Source organism: Jutongia sp., assembly GCF_057878315.1.
Genome location: NZ_DBLXSO010000016.1, coordinates 42,650 through 59,541, shown reverse-complemented (window position 1 = coordinate 59,541; position 16,892 = coordinate 42,650). Strand labels below are relative to the sequence as shown.

Here is a 16,892-nt window from a genome sequence, read left to right as displayed (position 1 = left end):
CGAAGCTCTTTCTGGGTGCCTTCAGAAAACAGAATAATTAATTTTTTTTGATTTTTTTCGAATTTACTCTTGACAAAAGTCATTACATATCAGTTTGAGTAATTTATTTTTATTTCCATGCAACATTTCGTGATATAATACCACATATAAATAGAACATCATTTGATGAGCCAATCCTGTGTATTATCGGAAACGGAATTTCTTTCGAACCAATATCAATATTAGAATCATATAGGAGGTGATTGCAATGACAACCGGATTAACTTTAAGTGCCGTATGTATCCTTGGGCTGATCGTGATCGTTGGTGGTATCGTGATTGGTTTCCATTTCTGGGATAAAGATTGAACCGTAGAAGTCACAAGGGCAAAGCTGATGCTTTGCCCTTGTTTTGACTGCGTTACGAACAGCTTTCTAGAACAAAAGGGCAAAACCAGCGTTTTGCCCTCCAAGAATTGCTTCGCAATTCTCGTTGGCATTCCACCACGTTACGAGCATTTTCCTATGCCAGAACAAAGCGGGCAAGCCCACTTTGCGCGTCACCGCACAATTGCATATGCAATCTTCCTCTGTGCGGTGATCGCATCCTCGCGGAGCGTTTTTACATTATAGGAAACTCGTTTCCTATAATGTAAAAACGGAGCGGAGAGACATATTGTTTCTCCGCTTTCCAGATTAAGATTGCCCAAAATTCAGATTGCACCGAACATTTCCAGGCATTCCCGGTTGGTGCCGCGGAAGATGTCATCTTGTCCCTCAAACATCCGGCAAAGCTGTTCGATACGATCCCAATTATCCTTCACATAATATTCGTAGCTATGTCCCCAGATGTAGAATAACAGCTTCTCGCCCGGTGCAGGCTCCACATCAATAAACTTCTGCGCCAGCTCAAACAACTGCTCATCGTCGTGATGACAGGTTGCTTTTAAGAGGATCGGCTTCTCCGGTACCGCAAAGCCGTGTGTCGCTTCCACAGTGCGGCCGTAACGGATGCCGTGACGCAGCAGGTAATCAACTGTCGCCTCATCGTACGCACCATAGGCATACGCCATGCCTATCGGTCTCTGTCCATAAAGCCTTACAATGTTGTCAATGTCTGTCTGATACTCCTGATCCATCTGCTCCTCGCTCAGATCAACCGGGGCACAGTGGGTGAGTCCATGAACGGCAATCTCATGCCCCTGATAAAGATCCCCGATCGTCTCCTGATCCATCCGGCAGATTTCCTTGCCTTCAATATCAAAATGGCTTTCTCTGCTCTGGATCCCCGTATTCAGGTTAAACGTACATTTCATGCCGTATCGGTTGAAGATCTCCACCAGCTTTCGGTCAGATTCTATTCCATCATCATAACTAAACGTGATCGCTTTCTGATAATTCATCACTTTCTGCTCCTTTCGCGTCAATATCCTTCACATATAATATATCTTTCTGTACCACAAACCGCACTTCATGTCCGGCAAAGGTCATGCCATAGACCCGCTCCGGATCCTGCTGGTAACGCGGTCTTGGATCCTGCTCCAGCACCTTCGTCAACGCCAGAAGCTTATCTGCAGGCAGCCCGCTTGCTGCAGCGACCTCCGATGGAAGTACCACAGAAACCATCCTTGCCTGTGTATGCCCGGTAAAACCCGCCTGAGCGTCCGGAACGCTGTCCGCATATGGAAGATATGGCTTAATATCATAAATCGGCGTCTCATCCATCATATCCACACCTGACACCCATATCACCGGAGCCTCCGGTCCTTCACTCTCAATCCGCTCAAGCTTCACGCAGGAGAGTGCAATCGGATTCGGACGAAACGGAGAACGTGTTGCAAACACCCCCATCCTCCGATTGCCTCCCAGACGTGGCGGACGTACCGTCGGCGACCATCCCTTTCGCACCGCCTCAGAAAACTCCCACACTAACCACAGATTTGAAAAGTCCTCCATGCCGCGAACCGCATCCACGTTACGGTACTCTGGTTCAAAAACAATCCTGCCCTGTAGCTGCGGCACAAGACCACTCTGTCTCGGAACGCCAAACTTCGATGCAAAATCCGTATGGATCCTTGCTATCCTTCTCATCTCCATACAAGTTCTCCTTTATCAAATCCCTCTAAATGCGAAAAAGGAGCCCGACACCGCTTACGCGCTTATCGAGCTCATCTCTTCATCAGCTACATCTCCGGACAGCTAATAATCAGGCACGTACCAGTTCTACCTGCCAAAATCCCTCCGTATGAGATGGTCCCTGTGTAATTTCGACTTTAAACTTATACATTGCCTCCTCCAACTTACGCTGGAACTGCACCTCGGAAAGATCTGAATCTGGCTCCTGCAAGATGATTGTGTCACCTACCTTTGCATAGCTGTACGCCGAACCTAATGTCTTAAATGTCGCCTTCCAAGTTTCCTTTTTCTTTAAAAAATCAAACACAATAATCACCTCTGCTTTCTATAAATATATGTCAGCTTCAAAATCCCGTGCCACTTATCCGCTATATAGATAGATTATAACACATTTTTCTATAAAAATAAAGGGATTCGGCTTATTTTTCACGAAAAACCGTAAAATAAATTACGATAATACCATTCGTACTGCGCCATACATGCCGGCATCGTTGCCAAGCTCCGCCAGACGGAACTGCTTGCCCTTCAGTGCAAACATAACATCCTGCTCATACTTCTCCTGTACGACATCCAGCACGATCTGTCCATTCTTGGAAACACCGCCGCCAATGACGAACGCCTGTGGATCAACCACTGCTGCCACATGGGACAATCCCTTTCCAAGATAACTTGAGAAGGTATCTACGATCTCTTTGGCAAGTGCGTCATCGTTCTTATACGCCTTAAACAGCTCCAGACCGGTGATCGGATGATCATACTGTCTGAGTTCTGACGGTGTATCTGTGCTCTCGAGCTTCTCTGCAGACATTCTGGTAATGCCGGTTGCCGAAGAATACTGCTCCAGACATCCTTTCTTGCCACAGCCGCAGGTACGTGTCTCGTGTGGATTTACAAAAAGATGACCGATCTCACCTGCCGCGCCGTTACTTCCGGTTAAGATCTTTCCATTCAGAATGATCCCACCGCCGACACCGGTTCCGAGTGTCACCATAACGATACTGTCAAAGCCTCTGCCGCCACCCTTCCACTGCTCGCCGAGTGCTGCAACATTGGCGTCATTACCGACCTTGATCTTCTCAACGCCGGTCAGCTTGCGAAGCTCATCTGCAACCGAGAAAATTCCCCAGCCGAGGTTAGCACATTTAAGCACTCTGCCGTCCTCTGTGATCGGTCCCGGCACACCCATGCCGATACCAAGAATATCTTCCTTCGCAATTGACTTCTCCTCGTTCTTATCTGCAATCGCCTTTGCAATGTCCGGCAGGATCTGCTCACCGTTATTCTCCTTACGGGTAACGATCTCCCACTTCTCGAGCATATTGCCCTCACCATCAAAAAGCCCCATTTTCACTGTTGTTCCACCAAGGTCTACCCCATAAATATACTTCATCTGTTCTTTTCCGCCTTTCCTTTATTGAACGCCAAAGCCTTCTTTGACATTTATGAGCGATAATCACCGTTTATTTTAACATAATCATAGGTCAGATCACAACCCCATGCCTTTGCTGAGCCATCACCCTGCTTTAAATCAATGTCGATGTAAATCTCATCCTCTGCCAGTACCTTTGCCGCAAATTCCTCAGAGAAATCAATACCGGCACCGTTTCTGCATACCTCAAGTGTACCCGCCGTTGACGAAAGATCCACATCCATCGTGTCAATCGCAAAGTCTGCATCTGCGTAGCCGATCGCACAAAGAACACGTCCCCAGTTTGCATCCTCTCCAAACATCGCACATTTAAAGAGAGGGGAACGAATCACGCTCTTGGCAACAATAATCGCTGTCTCCTGATCCGGAGCGCCCTTGCAGGTGCATTCTAAAAGTTTCGTTGCTCCCTCGCCGTCCTTTGCCAGCATCCGTGTCATATTCATCATGACAATATAAAGCGCCTGCTTAAATACCGCGAAGCCCTCTGCCTCCTCAGTGCTGATCGTGGCGTTGCCGGCAAGACCATTTGCCATAACACTCACCATATCATTGGTAGAGGTATCGCCGTCAATACTCAGACAGTTGTATGTGATCTTAACGATCTCATCCAGTGCCTTCTGGATCATCTGATGGGAAATTGCCACATCCGAGGTGATAAAATTCAGCGTAGTTGCCATATTCGGATGGATCATGCCGCTTCCCTTTGCCATACCACCGAGGCAGCACTTCTTACCGTCAATCTCAAACTCCACAGCAACCTCTTTCCTGACTGTGTCCGTTGTCATGATCGCTGTGGCAGCTTTCTCATGACCCGACTCACTCAGCCCGTCCACAAGCGCCTTCATATGATCCGCAAACGGAGCAACCGGCATCGGCTGACCGATCACACCGGTCGATGCAACAACCACCTGCGCCTCATCAATGCCAAGAGCCTCTGCTGCAAGCTTTGATGTCTCTGCTGCCACCTTCTCGCCATCGGCATTACCGGTGTTGGCATTCTTAGAGTTAACAAGGATCGCATGCGTCACTCCATTGCCAGCTGCCAGATGCTTCTTCGTCACACGGATTGGAGCACCCTTCACCTTATTCTGTGTATATACGGCCGCCGTCTCACACGGCTCCTTGCTAAACACCATACCAAGATCATTTTTATTTTTGTCCGGGTTCAGTCCGCAGTTCAGACCATTCGCCTGAAAGCCCTGTGCGGCACAAACACCGCCGTCTACGTAGCGGTAACCCTCAAATTCTGTCATATTCACAATAATCTTCCTTTCTTAAGCCCGCCTTTGGTCCAAGCCTCATTGTATTTGCTTTAGGCAGACCCACTTTAAGTTCCCCTATCCTCTCACTCGTAAGGGGCTTATCACACATTTGCGGCGATCGTGTCTTATATCGATATATCAATTACAGCTTCTCACCGGTCAGCAGCTCATATGCCTGAAGATACTTGGAAATGGTCTTCTCCACAATATCCTCCGGAAGAGTCCAGTCGTTGTCCGGATTCGCCTTGAGCCAGTCACGCGCAAACTGCTTATCAAAGGATGGCTGACCATGTCCCGGCTCATAGCCCTCTGCCGGCCAGAATCTTGAGCTGTCCGGAGTCAGCATCTCGTCACCCAGAACAATGTTACCGTTCTCATCAAGACCAAACTCAAACTTTGTATCAGCAATGATGATCCCCTTCTCCAGTGCGTAATCGGCGCACTTCTTATATAATGCGATCGTGTAATCACGAAGCTTCTGTGCATACTCCTCGCCCTTACCCGGGAAATACTTCTCGAGATGAGCCACGCTCTGCTCATAAGAAATATTCTCATCATGATCACCGATCTCTGCCTTTGTAGATGGTGTGTAGATCGGCTCAGGAAGCTTATCGGACTCCTTGAGTCCCTCCGGCAGCTTAATGCCACAAACCGTGCCATTCTCCTGATAACTTGCCCAGCCGCTTCCGGTAATATATCCTCGAACGATACACTCGATTGGAAGCATCTCCAGCTTGCGGCACATCATGCTGTTACCGTCAAACTTCGGCTGCTGGAAGAATTCCGGCATATCCTTCACATCGACTGAGATCATGTGATTCGGCAAAATATCCTGTGTCAGATCAAACCAGAACTTTGACATCTGAGTCAATACGGTTCCCTTTTTGGTTACTTCGTTGTGAAGGATCACATCGAAACAACTGATTCGATCCGTTGCAACCATGATCAGGCTGTCTCCATTGTCATAAATCTCGCGTACCTTTCCTTCTTTCATCGGCTTTAGCTCTTTCATTTTTCCTCCAATCCCACACACCGCTCTATGTCGTCTGTGTGCGTGCATTCTGTCATTTTATTGCAGAGTTTGTCATTATCTCTTTAAGTATAATATTTTCTGGCAAAAATGCAAGTCAGGATTGGGAAAAGACGTCTTTGCGGAAAATATCACTCAAAAAAGCAGCTGCACCGGCAGACACATAATGATCCGCCGGCACGCTGCTTCTCTTTCATGCCATCGCAATATAGCGATACCGATTTTACGTTGCAATGCAAAATTCCGAAAATATTTCTCCGGTACAACAAAGATCCGATACGGATCATTCATTTACACTAACATTTCTTCTTATCAATCTGTGGATTGTATGCGTAGAAGTTCTTAGGATTTCTCTGATCCTGAATGCGGCGCAGACATTCCCCGAAACGCTGGAAATGTACGATCTCACGCATTCGCAGGAAACGGATCGGATCAGCAATTTCAGGATCCTTGATAATACGCAGAATGTTATCGTAGGTCAGACGTGCTTTCTGCTCCGCAGCCATATTTTCGTAGAGATCTGTGATCGTGTCACCGGTACTCTGAAACTGGCTGGCACTGAACGGCTCCCCACTGGCAGCCTGCGGCCAGATTGCAAGCGTATGGTCAATATAATATTTATCAAAGCCTGATGCCTTGATCTCCTCCGGTGTCAGATCCTTCGTGAGCTGGTGGATGATCGTGGCAACAATCTCAAGGTGACCGAGCTCCTCTGTGCCGATGTCCGTCAGCGCACCGGCAACCTTGCGGTCTTCCATGGAATAGCGCTGTGAAAGATAACGAAATGCAGCCCCGGCTTCCCCATCCGGACCGCCGTACTCGGCAAGTTTAGGGGAAATATTACTGTGCTTTATTATAATTCAAAATTTATTTATTGTATCACATTCGCTGTGGTTATGCCACAAACTTCTTATTCACATATCCCACTTTATTTTTGTATCTCACTTTCGTGTACCAGTCTTTCGAGTACAAAACTTCAACGGTTGCACCCTTCGGGATCCTGCAGTGCGATCCTGTCTTTTTCGAAGAGGCTTTCCATAAAAGAGCTCCTTTCTCACGTTTCACCGTCTTTTTCCATGTTCTCTCGAACTTATCCGGAGTACCGTAAAAAGCTTTCAGCTGCGATGTAGTGCTTCCCCACTTTGGCAAATAGAAATGTGGTGTGTCGACAATGGATTTCCAATCACCACCCCAGCCAAGACCGATGCCCTTGGCAATCACTGCCACTTTGCGGATCGTGGCTGCATCATACAGGAGCTTGCTGTCATTGATTGCAATATCAAATGCAACTCCCCACATGTGCTGACTGGAATATGTGCTGCCCTTAGCATTTGTGACGATCTTACCAGGTTTTGTTCTGCCCTGTGCATAGAGCGAATCCTGGTATTCTTTGCTTCTGAAACCCTCCGTAATGATCAGATAGATTCCTTTCTTTGCGCACTTTCTCAGTAACACAGTCAGCTTCTGATCAAGCCACGGGTGCAGCTTGGATCTGTCAATTCTAATGTCATGTTCTTTCTTCATAGTCTGTTTCCTCCATTTCTGTATCTTCCTTCAATATATTCCCTTCGTGTTCCACTGTGCCCTTCAGCACGGCAATGACCTTCATTAGAAATGCCGGTACCTTCACTCCCATCCGACCAGCATTCTCCGTGATGCTCAAGCATTCGTTCAGGATGAACCACGCCGTCACAAGCGTGGAGAAGAACATCGTCATCGGCAACGTAACCGATAAGATCCCTGATAACTTATAGATCAGGAAGTCCACGATCATTGATGCTACGATCACAAGTATGTAACCGAACTTTTTGAAAATGCCGATCATTCCCTTCCTGCTGCTCCAGCCGTACTTTTCATCGTTCGGATGCTCTACCGCTTCCTTTGCACTTGCCGCCATCCCGGCAAGAAAATCAATGACCATCGCTGCCGCTACCGCCACCAGCATCCAGCCGAGCAAGCCGCACTTCGATGCAATTGCCGCCGTAATTGTTGACAGCCCAAGCTGGGCTGCATAGATTTGTAATTTGTCCATAATGTACCTTCCTTTCCGCCTCTTTAGGCATAAAAATAAGGAGCTAACGCTCCTTAAATTATCAATTCTCATTTTGTTCTAATCGGTCATTCACTATTTGATATAAATTTGTCCTGTCTCACCTGCGGCAATCGTCACTGGATTTTCAAGAGCTAAGCGTGCTAGCATTATCATATTACTCGCAGAAATACCCTCATCGACTGGAGACTTAGAAGAACTTGTGATATCAACAAACGAACCTAATTCTTTAATTGTCACCGCCTCATCTTTCCAATTTTTAACGTTAAGAGCAACATAAGCATCATAAGTTGATCCATATGTCACGCTATTAAGAACAACATCATCTAATCCGCTTTTTAACGCATAATCATCTTCTGATTCTGCCGTAGCATCTGATCCAAAAAAGATGTACGTTTCACCAGGTGCTCTGTGACGAGAATTTCCAGAAACTCTATAAGAATACTGAAATGCGCTTGTGGCTGACGGTTTGTCGGCATTTGTACGAAATGGGTTCAAAAATGGAAACAAATATTTCAGAAAACAAAAATAATTGTCCGAAATAGTATACAAAGACATTGGTTTTAGTTTCATCTGATCATTTTGATACGAATAGCAGACCCAGCGATCTATTTGTTCCGGACTTGTATTTTTACCCATCCAATCTGCATAAGTTAATATTGTTCCATCTGCAAGCACAATATCGCCCTTATAGTTATTAAATCTTCCTCCATTTAAAAAATGGTTGGTTATTGCTTTACATGTCTTTGTTCTCATGCTGTCACCTCACTCACTGCTGTACCGATGTACAGCGAATCTTCATTTATTGTTATTATTTCTTCAACTTCTTCAAATTTCAAAATTAATTGTGAGCCTTCATATATTGAAAACTCGCTTCTATTTTTTTGACATCCCCAGACGATCTTTCCATCATTTTTTATATACGTTTTCGAAAAATCTATATCTCCCACATAGTAAATATTCGATGCAACATTTCTTCCGAAAATAAATGGATAATTTTCATCCTGATAATGCTGTTGCGTTACCTCAAGCTCGCCTGAAAGTAATATGTTTCTGTTTTCATCTAAGGTTTTTGCATAAAATGTCGTTCCATTCCAGCCAAACACTCCAATATATGTTGTTCCCGATGAAAAATCACTTGCGTCAAGCGGAACAGATATTTGATAGTCCCATGTAGCTCCACTCGTCGAATATCCACACCATAAACGTTTTTCCATAAGTTTCAACTGATATGATGGGTTTTTATAATTCGCTTCGTAAGTTCCTGTCAATGTCATATCCTGAGGTGAAGAATAACTGGGGGTAAATCGCATTTCGACTTCCCAGGGTTTGGAATAATCAATACTACATAATGGTCGAACCGCATTATTGTTCATATTAAGCATCTCGAAATTATCTGTGAGAGATAAGCCGTATTGCGGCAGCTTAAATCCTGAAATGTTGTATTTCGTTATTTCACCTCCTCCGGTAATCCCTTCAATCTCACCCGGCATTTCCGCCAACATCATTTTGTCCGTTTTTCCGGTTTTGCTACGAATAGCATCCGCAACAGATTGCAGATCATCCAATATGCTCACTCAAATTCCTCCTTTCTAAAACTGCGTTGTCGTAATTGCTCCTATCGTTTCTGCCAGTTCCTGAATGTCTGCTTCAAGCTCCTCATGCGCAATATTCAGATTGGCACACAGTTTTCCGATTGTCTCGTCCATCTTCCCCAGATTTTCCGCCGATATGTCCGGTTGTCCATCGTTCTTCCAGCCGATCGTTTCATACTCCATCGGCTCAAATGCTGACTTTTTGCCGGGCAATGTCCCGCCCTCCGCAAGATGCAGCCCGATCAGGATCTTTGCCATTTCCTCAATGTTGGTGGATTTTGTCGCCGTGTAGACCGGTATCTTTGCACTGGTCGTTACACTGCTACTGCCAATCGACCCGAAGGCTCCGAAACTTGCATGGTAGATTTTCCCCTCATACTCAAATGATGCTGTATTATTCGAAAGAGGGTCATTATTCGGATAATACTTTGTCGAAAAGGAATACGAATATTCTTTTGTGTTTGATACGATCAAGGGATGCCAGTAGTTTCCATTATGCGCGATCATTCCAATCGCCCACCACTCTTCTGTGCTCCCGTCCGGCTTAAAAGAATACTGCTCCGCATTCTGCGAAATCAAAAGATTTCCCAATCCCTTCCTTGTGCCGAGCGCGAGAACCTTTGATGTTTCTGCAGTCGGTTCGCTGAGCAGATATTTTTGAGGATCCTTTTCTCTTTCCGGCAGTTCTCCTCCATCTGCAACATACAGATCAATAAGCTTTTTTCCGGCTTCCGTCATACTACTGTCTGTGTCTGCAACCGAATACGTGGTTTCACAAGTCGGTATATTCTGCGAACCGCTGAAGCTTTGCAGTGCAGACGTATAAGAAGAAACATAATATTGAACACCGTCATATTCAAATGAAATACTTGCTTTGTACGGTCTATCCTCATCATCCGACATTGTGCTCGCATAATCCTGAACTGTAGACACGAGAATCGGCTTATACCATCCGCCCATTCTGGCAATCATTCCGATCGCCCACCATTTCTCTGTGTGATTATCGGGATTAAGTTTTAACGCATAATATTTTCTGTTGTTATTCGTAAACAGCAAAGATCCTGTATAGCTCTTTATGCTTTCCGTCGGTTCCGGTATTAAATAACTCGCCATAGTTGCCTCTCTTTCTAGACATTCGCCCAATATCCGTAATTTATCCTGTAACTTTGCCCTTTTTCTATTTTTGAATGTGATATAACTAATTGCGGAGTTCCGGATGTTCCTTTTAACGATAAGGAAACCACATTTATCGTAAATGGACATGCATCCCAATCAGCATTTACAGCCGCAAAAGGCATCATACCGTTAATATTTTCAACATCTATTACTGTATATACCGTTATTGCATCAGCTGTGAAAACTTTAGTCCCTGCCATGTATTGCATTCCGTTAATCCTCATGCCTGTGCAGGATACAATACTAGATGTTCTTAAAATATTTTCATCACTTCCATCAATTGTCACTTCTTGTACTTTAAATGGTGCGCTCGATTTTATTACCGGCTGTTTTTTTAATTCGCCATCGTACTCTTCGTCCAGTGTTATATTTGCCGCGATCGTCTCCTCTTCTGCAGTTCCCATCCTTGTTGTATGTGATGTTTTTTCAAGATGAATACCGTAAGGATTGTGTATCGTTTTGCTGCTATCCTTAAACTGTTGTTTTACATAACCGCCTTTGCCATCTTCAACATCAAGAGTTACGGTCGTATAACATTCTGATGACACTCCTTCCTCCGTATTCATTGCTGTTGAATTATAATCACATGTAGGTCTTTGATCCAGATTTTCCTCATAGTCATACTCCATCCAATGAGCTCCATTGCCATAATAAAAGCGATATACCGTATCTGTATCCAAGTCATAATACAGATCCCCGATTGCCGGTCCCTTTATCTCTACGGTACCGTCCGGTATGGTAAGCTCATCCTTTGGTTTTCCATTTCCTATGTATTTTACTTCCAGTTCTTCCCCATTCGCTATTACCTTGGGCTTATAGTTTGACAGTTTCAATAAACTGTCAGGACTGTTCACTGTCTCCAAATGAATCCGTCCCCCGGAAATATCAATTGATTCAGCTTGAACGGTACCATCTTCTGTAACATTGAATTTATCACTGACTATCGTGATCTTTTTTCCGGAAAGATTCAGTGTGCCACCGGATATAATATTGAATACATCCTCCGCTTCAAGATCAATGTTATCCGCCCCTGCTTTAAAGTAAGTCTTTGCCGTATCCGGATCAACACCCAGAGCAACCTCTACCAGTCTGCCGTCAGAGTCCACCTTCAGGACAACGCTGTCTGCCTGCAGCTCGATAGAGGACTGCAGCTCTTTCTCCGCACCTGTGGCACGTTTTGCTTCCAGACGGATTGCTTCATCCGTCTGCTCGAATCTGGTAGACGTCTTCTTTTCCACATTTGCCATTTCAATGTAAACGCTGTCGATGTTCTTCTGAATCTTCAACGTCCGGCCTTTGAGCTGCATCAATTCGCTTTCCTGTGTTACTTCGTTCTGTCGTTTCTGACTACCCTTCGCTTCGTAAGTATCGATCTGCGCTTGAATGCCGGAGATCGTGCGGGAGAATATATATGAATAAACCTTCTCTGCTTCTTTCTCCGCCACGATCATATCCCCCGTCTCCAGATACGGCAAAGCATTCAGCTTCAGTTCCGATACCGGGCGGTAATAGATGCCTTTCAGCTTGGAGAGGATATTGCTGCCTATCGTCTTAAGTTCCTCCACCGATTTTCCATATAGCAGGAAATTTCCGGTGATAAGATATGGATTGCTCAGATCCGTCCCGACCGTCACACCAATGTCCTCTTCATCCGTCTGAATATTAAGACAGGTGATCTTGTCCGTGGTATACTCCTCGCACCGGATACTCCTATATTCTGCTTCGGTATCAGATGCGCCGGACAGCTTTGTCATGTCCTGTGATGTGCCGCTGGAACTTGTAGGATACAACCCAACATGCGGATATAAGCCAATGTGTGGATACAAACCAATAGAATGCATATCCGGCAGATATATCACCTCGAAACTTCCACTCCGATCCATACGTCCAAAGCCGGCATTCACCGTGCAGATTGCCTTGAGCGCCGTGGTTCCTGTCAGACTTCCCGCCGTCGGAGCAATGGTTTTCTCCACGTCCATATCGTCGTTGACCAGTGCCTGCGATTTAAACGGGATCCCTAAATGCTGCAACAGCGATTCTCTCATCGCCTTAAGCTTCACCGTCCCGTATTCCACGACCTTCACGGTGACTTCTTTGCCGTCCTGCAGTTTTGTGACACTCTTCTCCTCTGCCGGAAAAAGAGCGTTATACCACTCAGAGACATCCACGGATGCTCCATATAAAGCGTCATACGCCACGACCTTCTTATAATCCTTGTCATCCACCAGTTCCGCAGAATCAACCTGATAATATCCCATCGGCAGCTGTATCGCTGTATCGCCATCTTCATCCACCGTCTCCTGAATGGCGATAAATCCCTGCCCGTTCAGCTCGTTCTGCAAGATCTCCGACACCTCAAACTCGCAAGAGGATGCAATGCAGCCTCCGAGTACAAGCTCCTCTTCATCGCAGATACTTTCCTTGATCGTCACCGCTTCGGAATGAATTGTATCGTTGCCGATCGTCAGACCCAGATCCGGGAAGTGCATTTGATAGCCATGAAAATATGTACCGCTGCAAAAGATTTTCTTTTGGGCATCTGTTAGATCCACCATATAAAACCACCTCCTACAACTCTATAAAAGCAAAACGGACAGGCTGATAATACAGTCTGCCTTTAAGCTTTGTTTTGTACTGAAATGTAATATCCGGAACATAGCAGATCATAGTTGCATAGTCCCTTTTCCAATCATTATAATAACGAACACACAGCTGTCTTTTCTTCTTCGAGCATTCACCATCTTTCACCGCAAAGCCTTTATCGAACAAGCTCAATAATTGATCCAGTTCTTCGTCGGAAATGATATGTGTATTTGCCTCCCACTTCGATCTGGAATGCTCCATCACAGTTCTCTTGAGATAACCTTTCGCATTTGTATAAGAGTCTTTGTCCTGCATCTGATCCGGAGTGGACTGAACCGTATCCTGCTGCAGCAAATCGTGATTTAGCTTCTCATAGGTGTATTTTCCATCTGAATAGCCGGTCGCAATAGCGATCAACCCTTTGCTTTCATCGTACAATCGCATCCCCTCCTTACGTCAATGCAGACACACCATGCTGCTTTTTATATTTTGAGTTTTCATTTCTTACTACGCGAAGCAGATCGCCCTCTTTGTATTGCTCCAGCTCTACTCCTCCGGACGTGTTCTCCAATGTGATGATCGCATTGCACAACCTTTCAATCACCGGTACCAATGCTGCAGAAGTAGACTCTGCTGCCAAACGCCCGGCTTCTACCGCCATTGCCTGCAGTTTATCCTCCGGCGATACCACCTCGCCGTAATGACGGTTATCACCGATCATTGCAAGCTGCGGTGTGTTTGCTTTCACATATCCGCCCTGTGCCAGTGCCGGAACCTTCGGTACCGTGATCGGATTCTCCTCCCACAGCTTCTCAAACGGTTTGATCTTGCCAACACCAACCTTGCGGATCGTGTTGAGCATTTTATTGATCTTGTCAAAAGGTTTCGATACGATAACGTTAATGCCGGAGATCAGCCCATTCACCACTGTCTTAAAGGTCTTTTCCATTCCCTCTTTAATTCCGGCAAAGATCTTTCCTCTTGAAGAAAATACGTCCTTGACTTTTTCCCAAGCACCTTTGAATGTCGATTCAAACCAATCTGCTATTCCTCCAAACGGCGCCTTGATATTATCTCTGATCGCTTTAAAATTATCTTTTGCTTTTGCGAAAGCTCCGCTGGCTTTATCGTATGCACTTGCGAACTTTGTTTTGAACCAATCCGGAATACCTGTAAAGGCATCTTTTACCTCTTTACTTTTATCGCCGAAGAACGACTTTACTCCCGAAAAGCCACTTTTCAACTTATCACTTGCTCCGCTAAAGGTAGTTTTGAACCACTCTCCAATTCCTTGGAAGGCTCCCTTGATTGCAGACGCTATCGTTTCAAAGAAGACTGCCGCCGGTCGGAATGTTGTTTTAATAGCTGTCCATCCGGCAGTAAACTGTCCCTGAATTGCAGTGAGAACACCTCCGACAATGTCCTTCTCCCCTTCCCAGACCGTTTTCCATTCACCGTCAACGATGCCTTTGATAATCTTACAGATTCCGGAAAACACTTCCGAAACTCCCTGTATGATCTGTGACACACCTTTCATCGCTGCAAGTATAATATTTCCGGCTTTCTGGAAGTTTTTCGCCAAAACAGGAATGATATTTGCAATTACCCAGTTAATAAGCGGCTTCAGTACTTTGTTTAGTACGCTGGAGAGCATGTCAGCAAGATTCCCAACAGCATCCAATGCAGCATCAATCGCTGGCTGAACATATTTTTCAACAACATCTTTAAACTTCTTCGCAAATTGATCTAAAACAGGGACAATATGTTTATTGTAGCCATCTAAAATTGTTCCAACCCATGTTGACAGTGCTTCCTTTATTTTTTCAAACAGTGGATGAATGTGCTGATCATATACGTTCTGAATCTTGTCCCATGTATTAGTCACAACATCTGATATTGTACCAATTATCGATGACAAGGATTTAATTACATTTGTTAAAACTTCTTTGATCTTATCCTTGTTCTCTATAATTGGTGCGGTCAGGGTGTCAATGATATCTCTACCCACTTTCGCCATCAGCGTAAGCACATTAAGCTTCGTTTCTACAAAAATATTAAGCAGATTTGCACCGATCTGTTTGGCTTCATCTGAACGAAATACTGCTGCAATATCCGCTACTACCACAGCGAAGTTTCCAACAATTTCCGCAATTTTCCCTGTAATATCAAACAAGTTCACCAGATGCTTAACCAAGTCCCTCTTATGCTGTTCCAGATACTTTGCGAGGCTTCCCACCAGTAGATCTGCCAACGTGAGACCAACGCTTGCAATGCTTCCAGCAATCTTTCCAAGTGCCGTTGCTATCTTTTCCGCACACTTTTTTACGGCATCGATTACAGCTTGATCCGTAAATATATCTATCAAAGACTGACCGATAGAACGAATTTCGTCCTTAATGCTCTGAAATACCTGTTTCGTATTTCCAAGCCCCAGCTGAAAACCGGCTGCAAATCTCTTGGCAAGATCAACAAATTCTTCCTTTACCTTCCCCAGTATGCCAGACAGTTTTCCGGCGCTTTCTCCTACCTTATCCAGAACACTGGAACCTGCTGCAGCATTACTCCCTCCTACCGCTCCCGTTCCGTTTCCTGCACTTGTGCTTCCTGAATCAGAATCCTTCGAAGAAGAATTATTCGAAAGCTCATCCCAAGACGCCAGACCAAACATGTCCTTCTTCGCTTTTTTCGCAGCCTTTCCTGCTGCCGTGGTATTCTTTGCCAGATCCGCCGCTGAAGAAGATGCTCCCGACATATTGCTGTCTGCATCTGCTGCCATATTTGCCGTAGCTGCGATACCATCATCTTTGTTCTTGTTCCCGGTGAGCATTTCGGTAAACTGTTTGAAAATCGATGCCAGCCCGACCATTTTCTTCATCAGGGCATTGACCTTTTGAATGATCGGCGTAAACAGATTGATCAGTCCCTGCCCGATAGATGCTTTTAACGAATCGAACTGCAGAGACAGAATACGCATCTGGTTCGCCCACGACCCGGATGTCTTTGCAAAGTCTCCGGATGCAATGCTAAGCTGATCCTGTACGAACTTGTATCGCAGAGCCACCTTCTCTGCTTCAGTCATCTTATCTGTCGTTTTGCCAAAGCCGTTCGCCATAGCGTAGCTGTCAAGCGCTGTCTGCGTCATAACAACTCCGAGATCTTTTAACGACTCCGTCTCGCCGGTAAATACAGATTTCAGCTTTGTGTACGCCTCATCCTGCGAAATATTGTAAAAGGATGCAACATCTCCTGCCAGCCCGGTAAGCTGCGTAGACATGTCCGCTGCCTGATCCTGAGAAAATCCAAACGCAGTAGCCATAGCTCCGAAGGTACCCGCATACCTCTTAGCCATCGTCTCCGATAAGCCAAAAGAGGTCGCAGCATCCTTTGCAAAACTGTCCACCTTTTTAGATACCTTCGGACCAAATGCCGAATCGACTACGTTCTGCACCTCGGTCAGATCAGAACCGAGATCCAAACACTGTTTTCCAAAATCTGTAATTCCCTTTACTGCAAACGTAGCGGCCAGAGTTTTCGCCGCCTTTTTTGCCATACCCTCTATTCCGGACATGGATTTGCTGAAATTTTTGCTGTTAATTCCAAGATCAAGATGAATTTTACCAACACTCTGACCATCAGCCAATGCGCTCACCTCCT

At 45.4% G+C, this 16,892-nt stretch carries 15 protein-coding genes; all 15 read right to left on the bottom strand.

Features of this window, described 5'->3' with window-relative positions; all coding sequences use genetic code 11:
* Positions 1–690 precede the first annotated feature (690 nt).
* On the bottom strand, positions 691–1,380 hold the full coding sequence (locus tag ACZLMD_RS05735) for a polysaccharide deacetylase family protein (protein WP_484108892.1): 690 nt from the start codon (positions 1,378–1,380) through the stop codon (positions 691–693).
* A complete protein-coding gene (gene tsaA, locus ACZLMD_RS05730; RefSeq protein WP_489495295.1) occupies positions 1,352–2,074 on the bottom strand; it encodes a tRNA (N6-threonylcarbamoyladenosine(37)-N6)-methyltransferase TrmO in 723 nt (240 codons plus the stop codon). The genes ACZLMD_RS05735 and tsaA overlap by 29 nt, the downstream gene beginning before the upstream one ends.
* A 109-nt stretch (positions 2,075–2,183) precedes the next feature.
* On the bottom strand, positions 2,184–2,420 hold the full coding sequence (locus ACZLMD_RS05725) for a hypothetical protein (RefSeq protein ID WP_022305857.1): 237 nt from the start codon (positions 2,418–2,420) through the stop codon (positions 2,184–2,186).
* Positions 2,421–2,561: 141 nt separating this feature from the next.
* Positions 2,562–3,503, bottom strand: coding sequence for an ROK family glucokinase (locus ACZLMD_RS05720; protein ID WP_022305856.1), 942 nt, complete (start codon positions 3,501–3,503; stop codon positions 2,562–2,564).
* Between the two features lie 50 nt (positions 3,504–3,553).
* Positions 3,554–4,795, bottom strand: coding sequence for a bifunctional glutamate N-acetyltransferase/amino-acid acetyltransferase ArgJ (gene argJ / locus ACZLMD_RS05715; protein WP_022305855.1), 1,242 nt, complete (start codon positions 4,793–4,795; stop codon positions 3,554–3,556).
* A gap of 151 nt (positions 4,796–4,946) precedes the next feature.
* Entirely contained in the window at positions 4,947–5,816 is an 870-nt protein-coding gene (locus ACZLMD_RS05710) for a phosphoribosylaminoimidazolesuccinocarboxamide synthase (protein ID WP_022305854.1), read from the bottom strand.
* Between the two features lie 314 nt (positions 5,817–6,130).
* On the bottom strand, positions 6,131–6,694 hold the full coding sequence (locus ACZLMD_RS05705; protein WP_489495296.1) for a manganese catalase family protein: 564 nt from the start codon (positions 6,692–6,694) through the stop codon (positions 6,131–6,133).
* A gap of 34 nt (positions 6,695–6,728) precedes the next feature.
* The gene (locus tag ACZLMD_RS05700) at positions 6,729–7,358 is read right to left on the bottom strand and encodes a M15 family metallopeptidase (RefSeq protein WP_489495294.1); all 630 of its coding nucleotides are present in this window, start codon (positions 7,356–7,358) and stop codon (positions 6,729–6,731) included.
* Positions 7,342–7,866, bottom strand: a complete 525-nt coding sequence (locus ACZLMD_RS05695; RefSeq protein ID WP_489495293.1) for a phage holin family protein — start codon at positions 7,864–7,866, stop codon at positions 7,342–7,344. Before ACZLMD_RS05695 ends, ACZLMD_RS05700 begins: the two co-directional genes overlap by 17 nt.
* Before the next feature lie 93 nt (positions 7,867–7,959).
* The gene (locus tag ACZLMD_RS05690) at positions 7,960–8,640 is read right to left on the bottom strand and encodes a hypothetical protein (protein ID WP_489495292.1); all 681 of its coding nucleotides are present in this window, start codon (positions 8,638–8,640) and stop codon (positions 7,960–7,962) included.
* Positions 8,637–9,461: a hypothetical protein gene (locus ACZLMD_RS05685; RefSeq protein ID WP_489495291.1), complete on the bottom strand. Its 825-nt coding sequence runs from the start codon at positions 9,459–9,461 to the stop codon at positions 8,637–8,639. The genes ACZLMD_RS05690 and ACZLMD_RS05685 overlap by 4 nt, the downstream gene beginning before the upstream one ends.
* 15 nt (positions 9,462–9,476) lie before the next feature.
* Positions 9,477–10,592 (bottom strand): hypothetical protein, encoded by a 1,116-nt coding sequence (locus ACZLMD_RS05680; protein WP_489495290.1) that lies wholly within the window; start codon positions 10,590–10,592, stop codon positions 9,477–9,479.
* Positions 10,593–10,606: 14 nt separating this feature from the next.
* A complete protein-coding gene (locus ACZLMD_RS05675; RefSeq protein ID WP_489495289.1) occupies positions 10,607–13,210 on the bottom strand; it encodes a hypothetical protein in 2,604 nt (867 codons plus the stop codon).
* A 13-nt stretch (positions 13,211–13,223) separates the two neighbouring features.
* Complete coding sequence (locus ACZLMD_RS05670) at positions 13,224–13,676, bottom strand: DUF6711 family protein (RefSeq protein ID WP_489495288.1); 453 nt, start codon at positions 13,674–13,676, stop codon at positions 13,224–13,226.
* Between the two features lie 13 nt (positions 13,677–13,689).
* Positions 13,690–16,878 (bottom strand): phage tail protein, encoded by a 3,189-nt coding sequence (locus ACZLMD_RS05665; RefSeq protein WP_489495287.1) that lies wholly within the window; start codon positions 16,876–16,878, stop codon positions 13,690–13,692.
* Positions 16,879–16,892 lie beyond the last annotated feature (14 nt).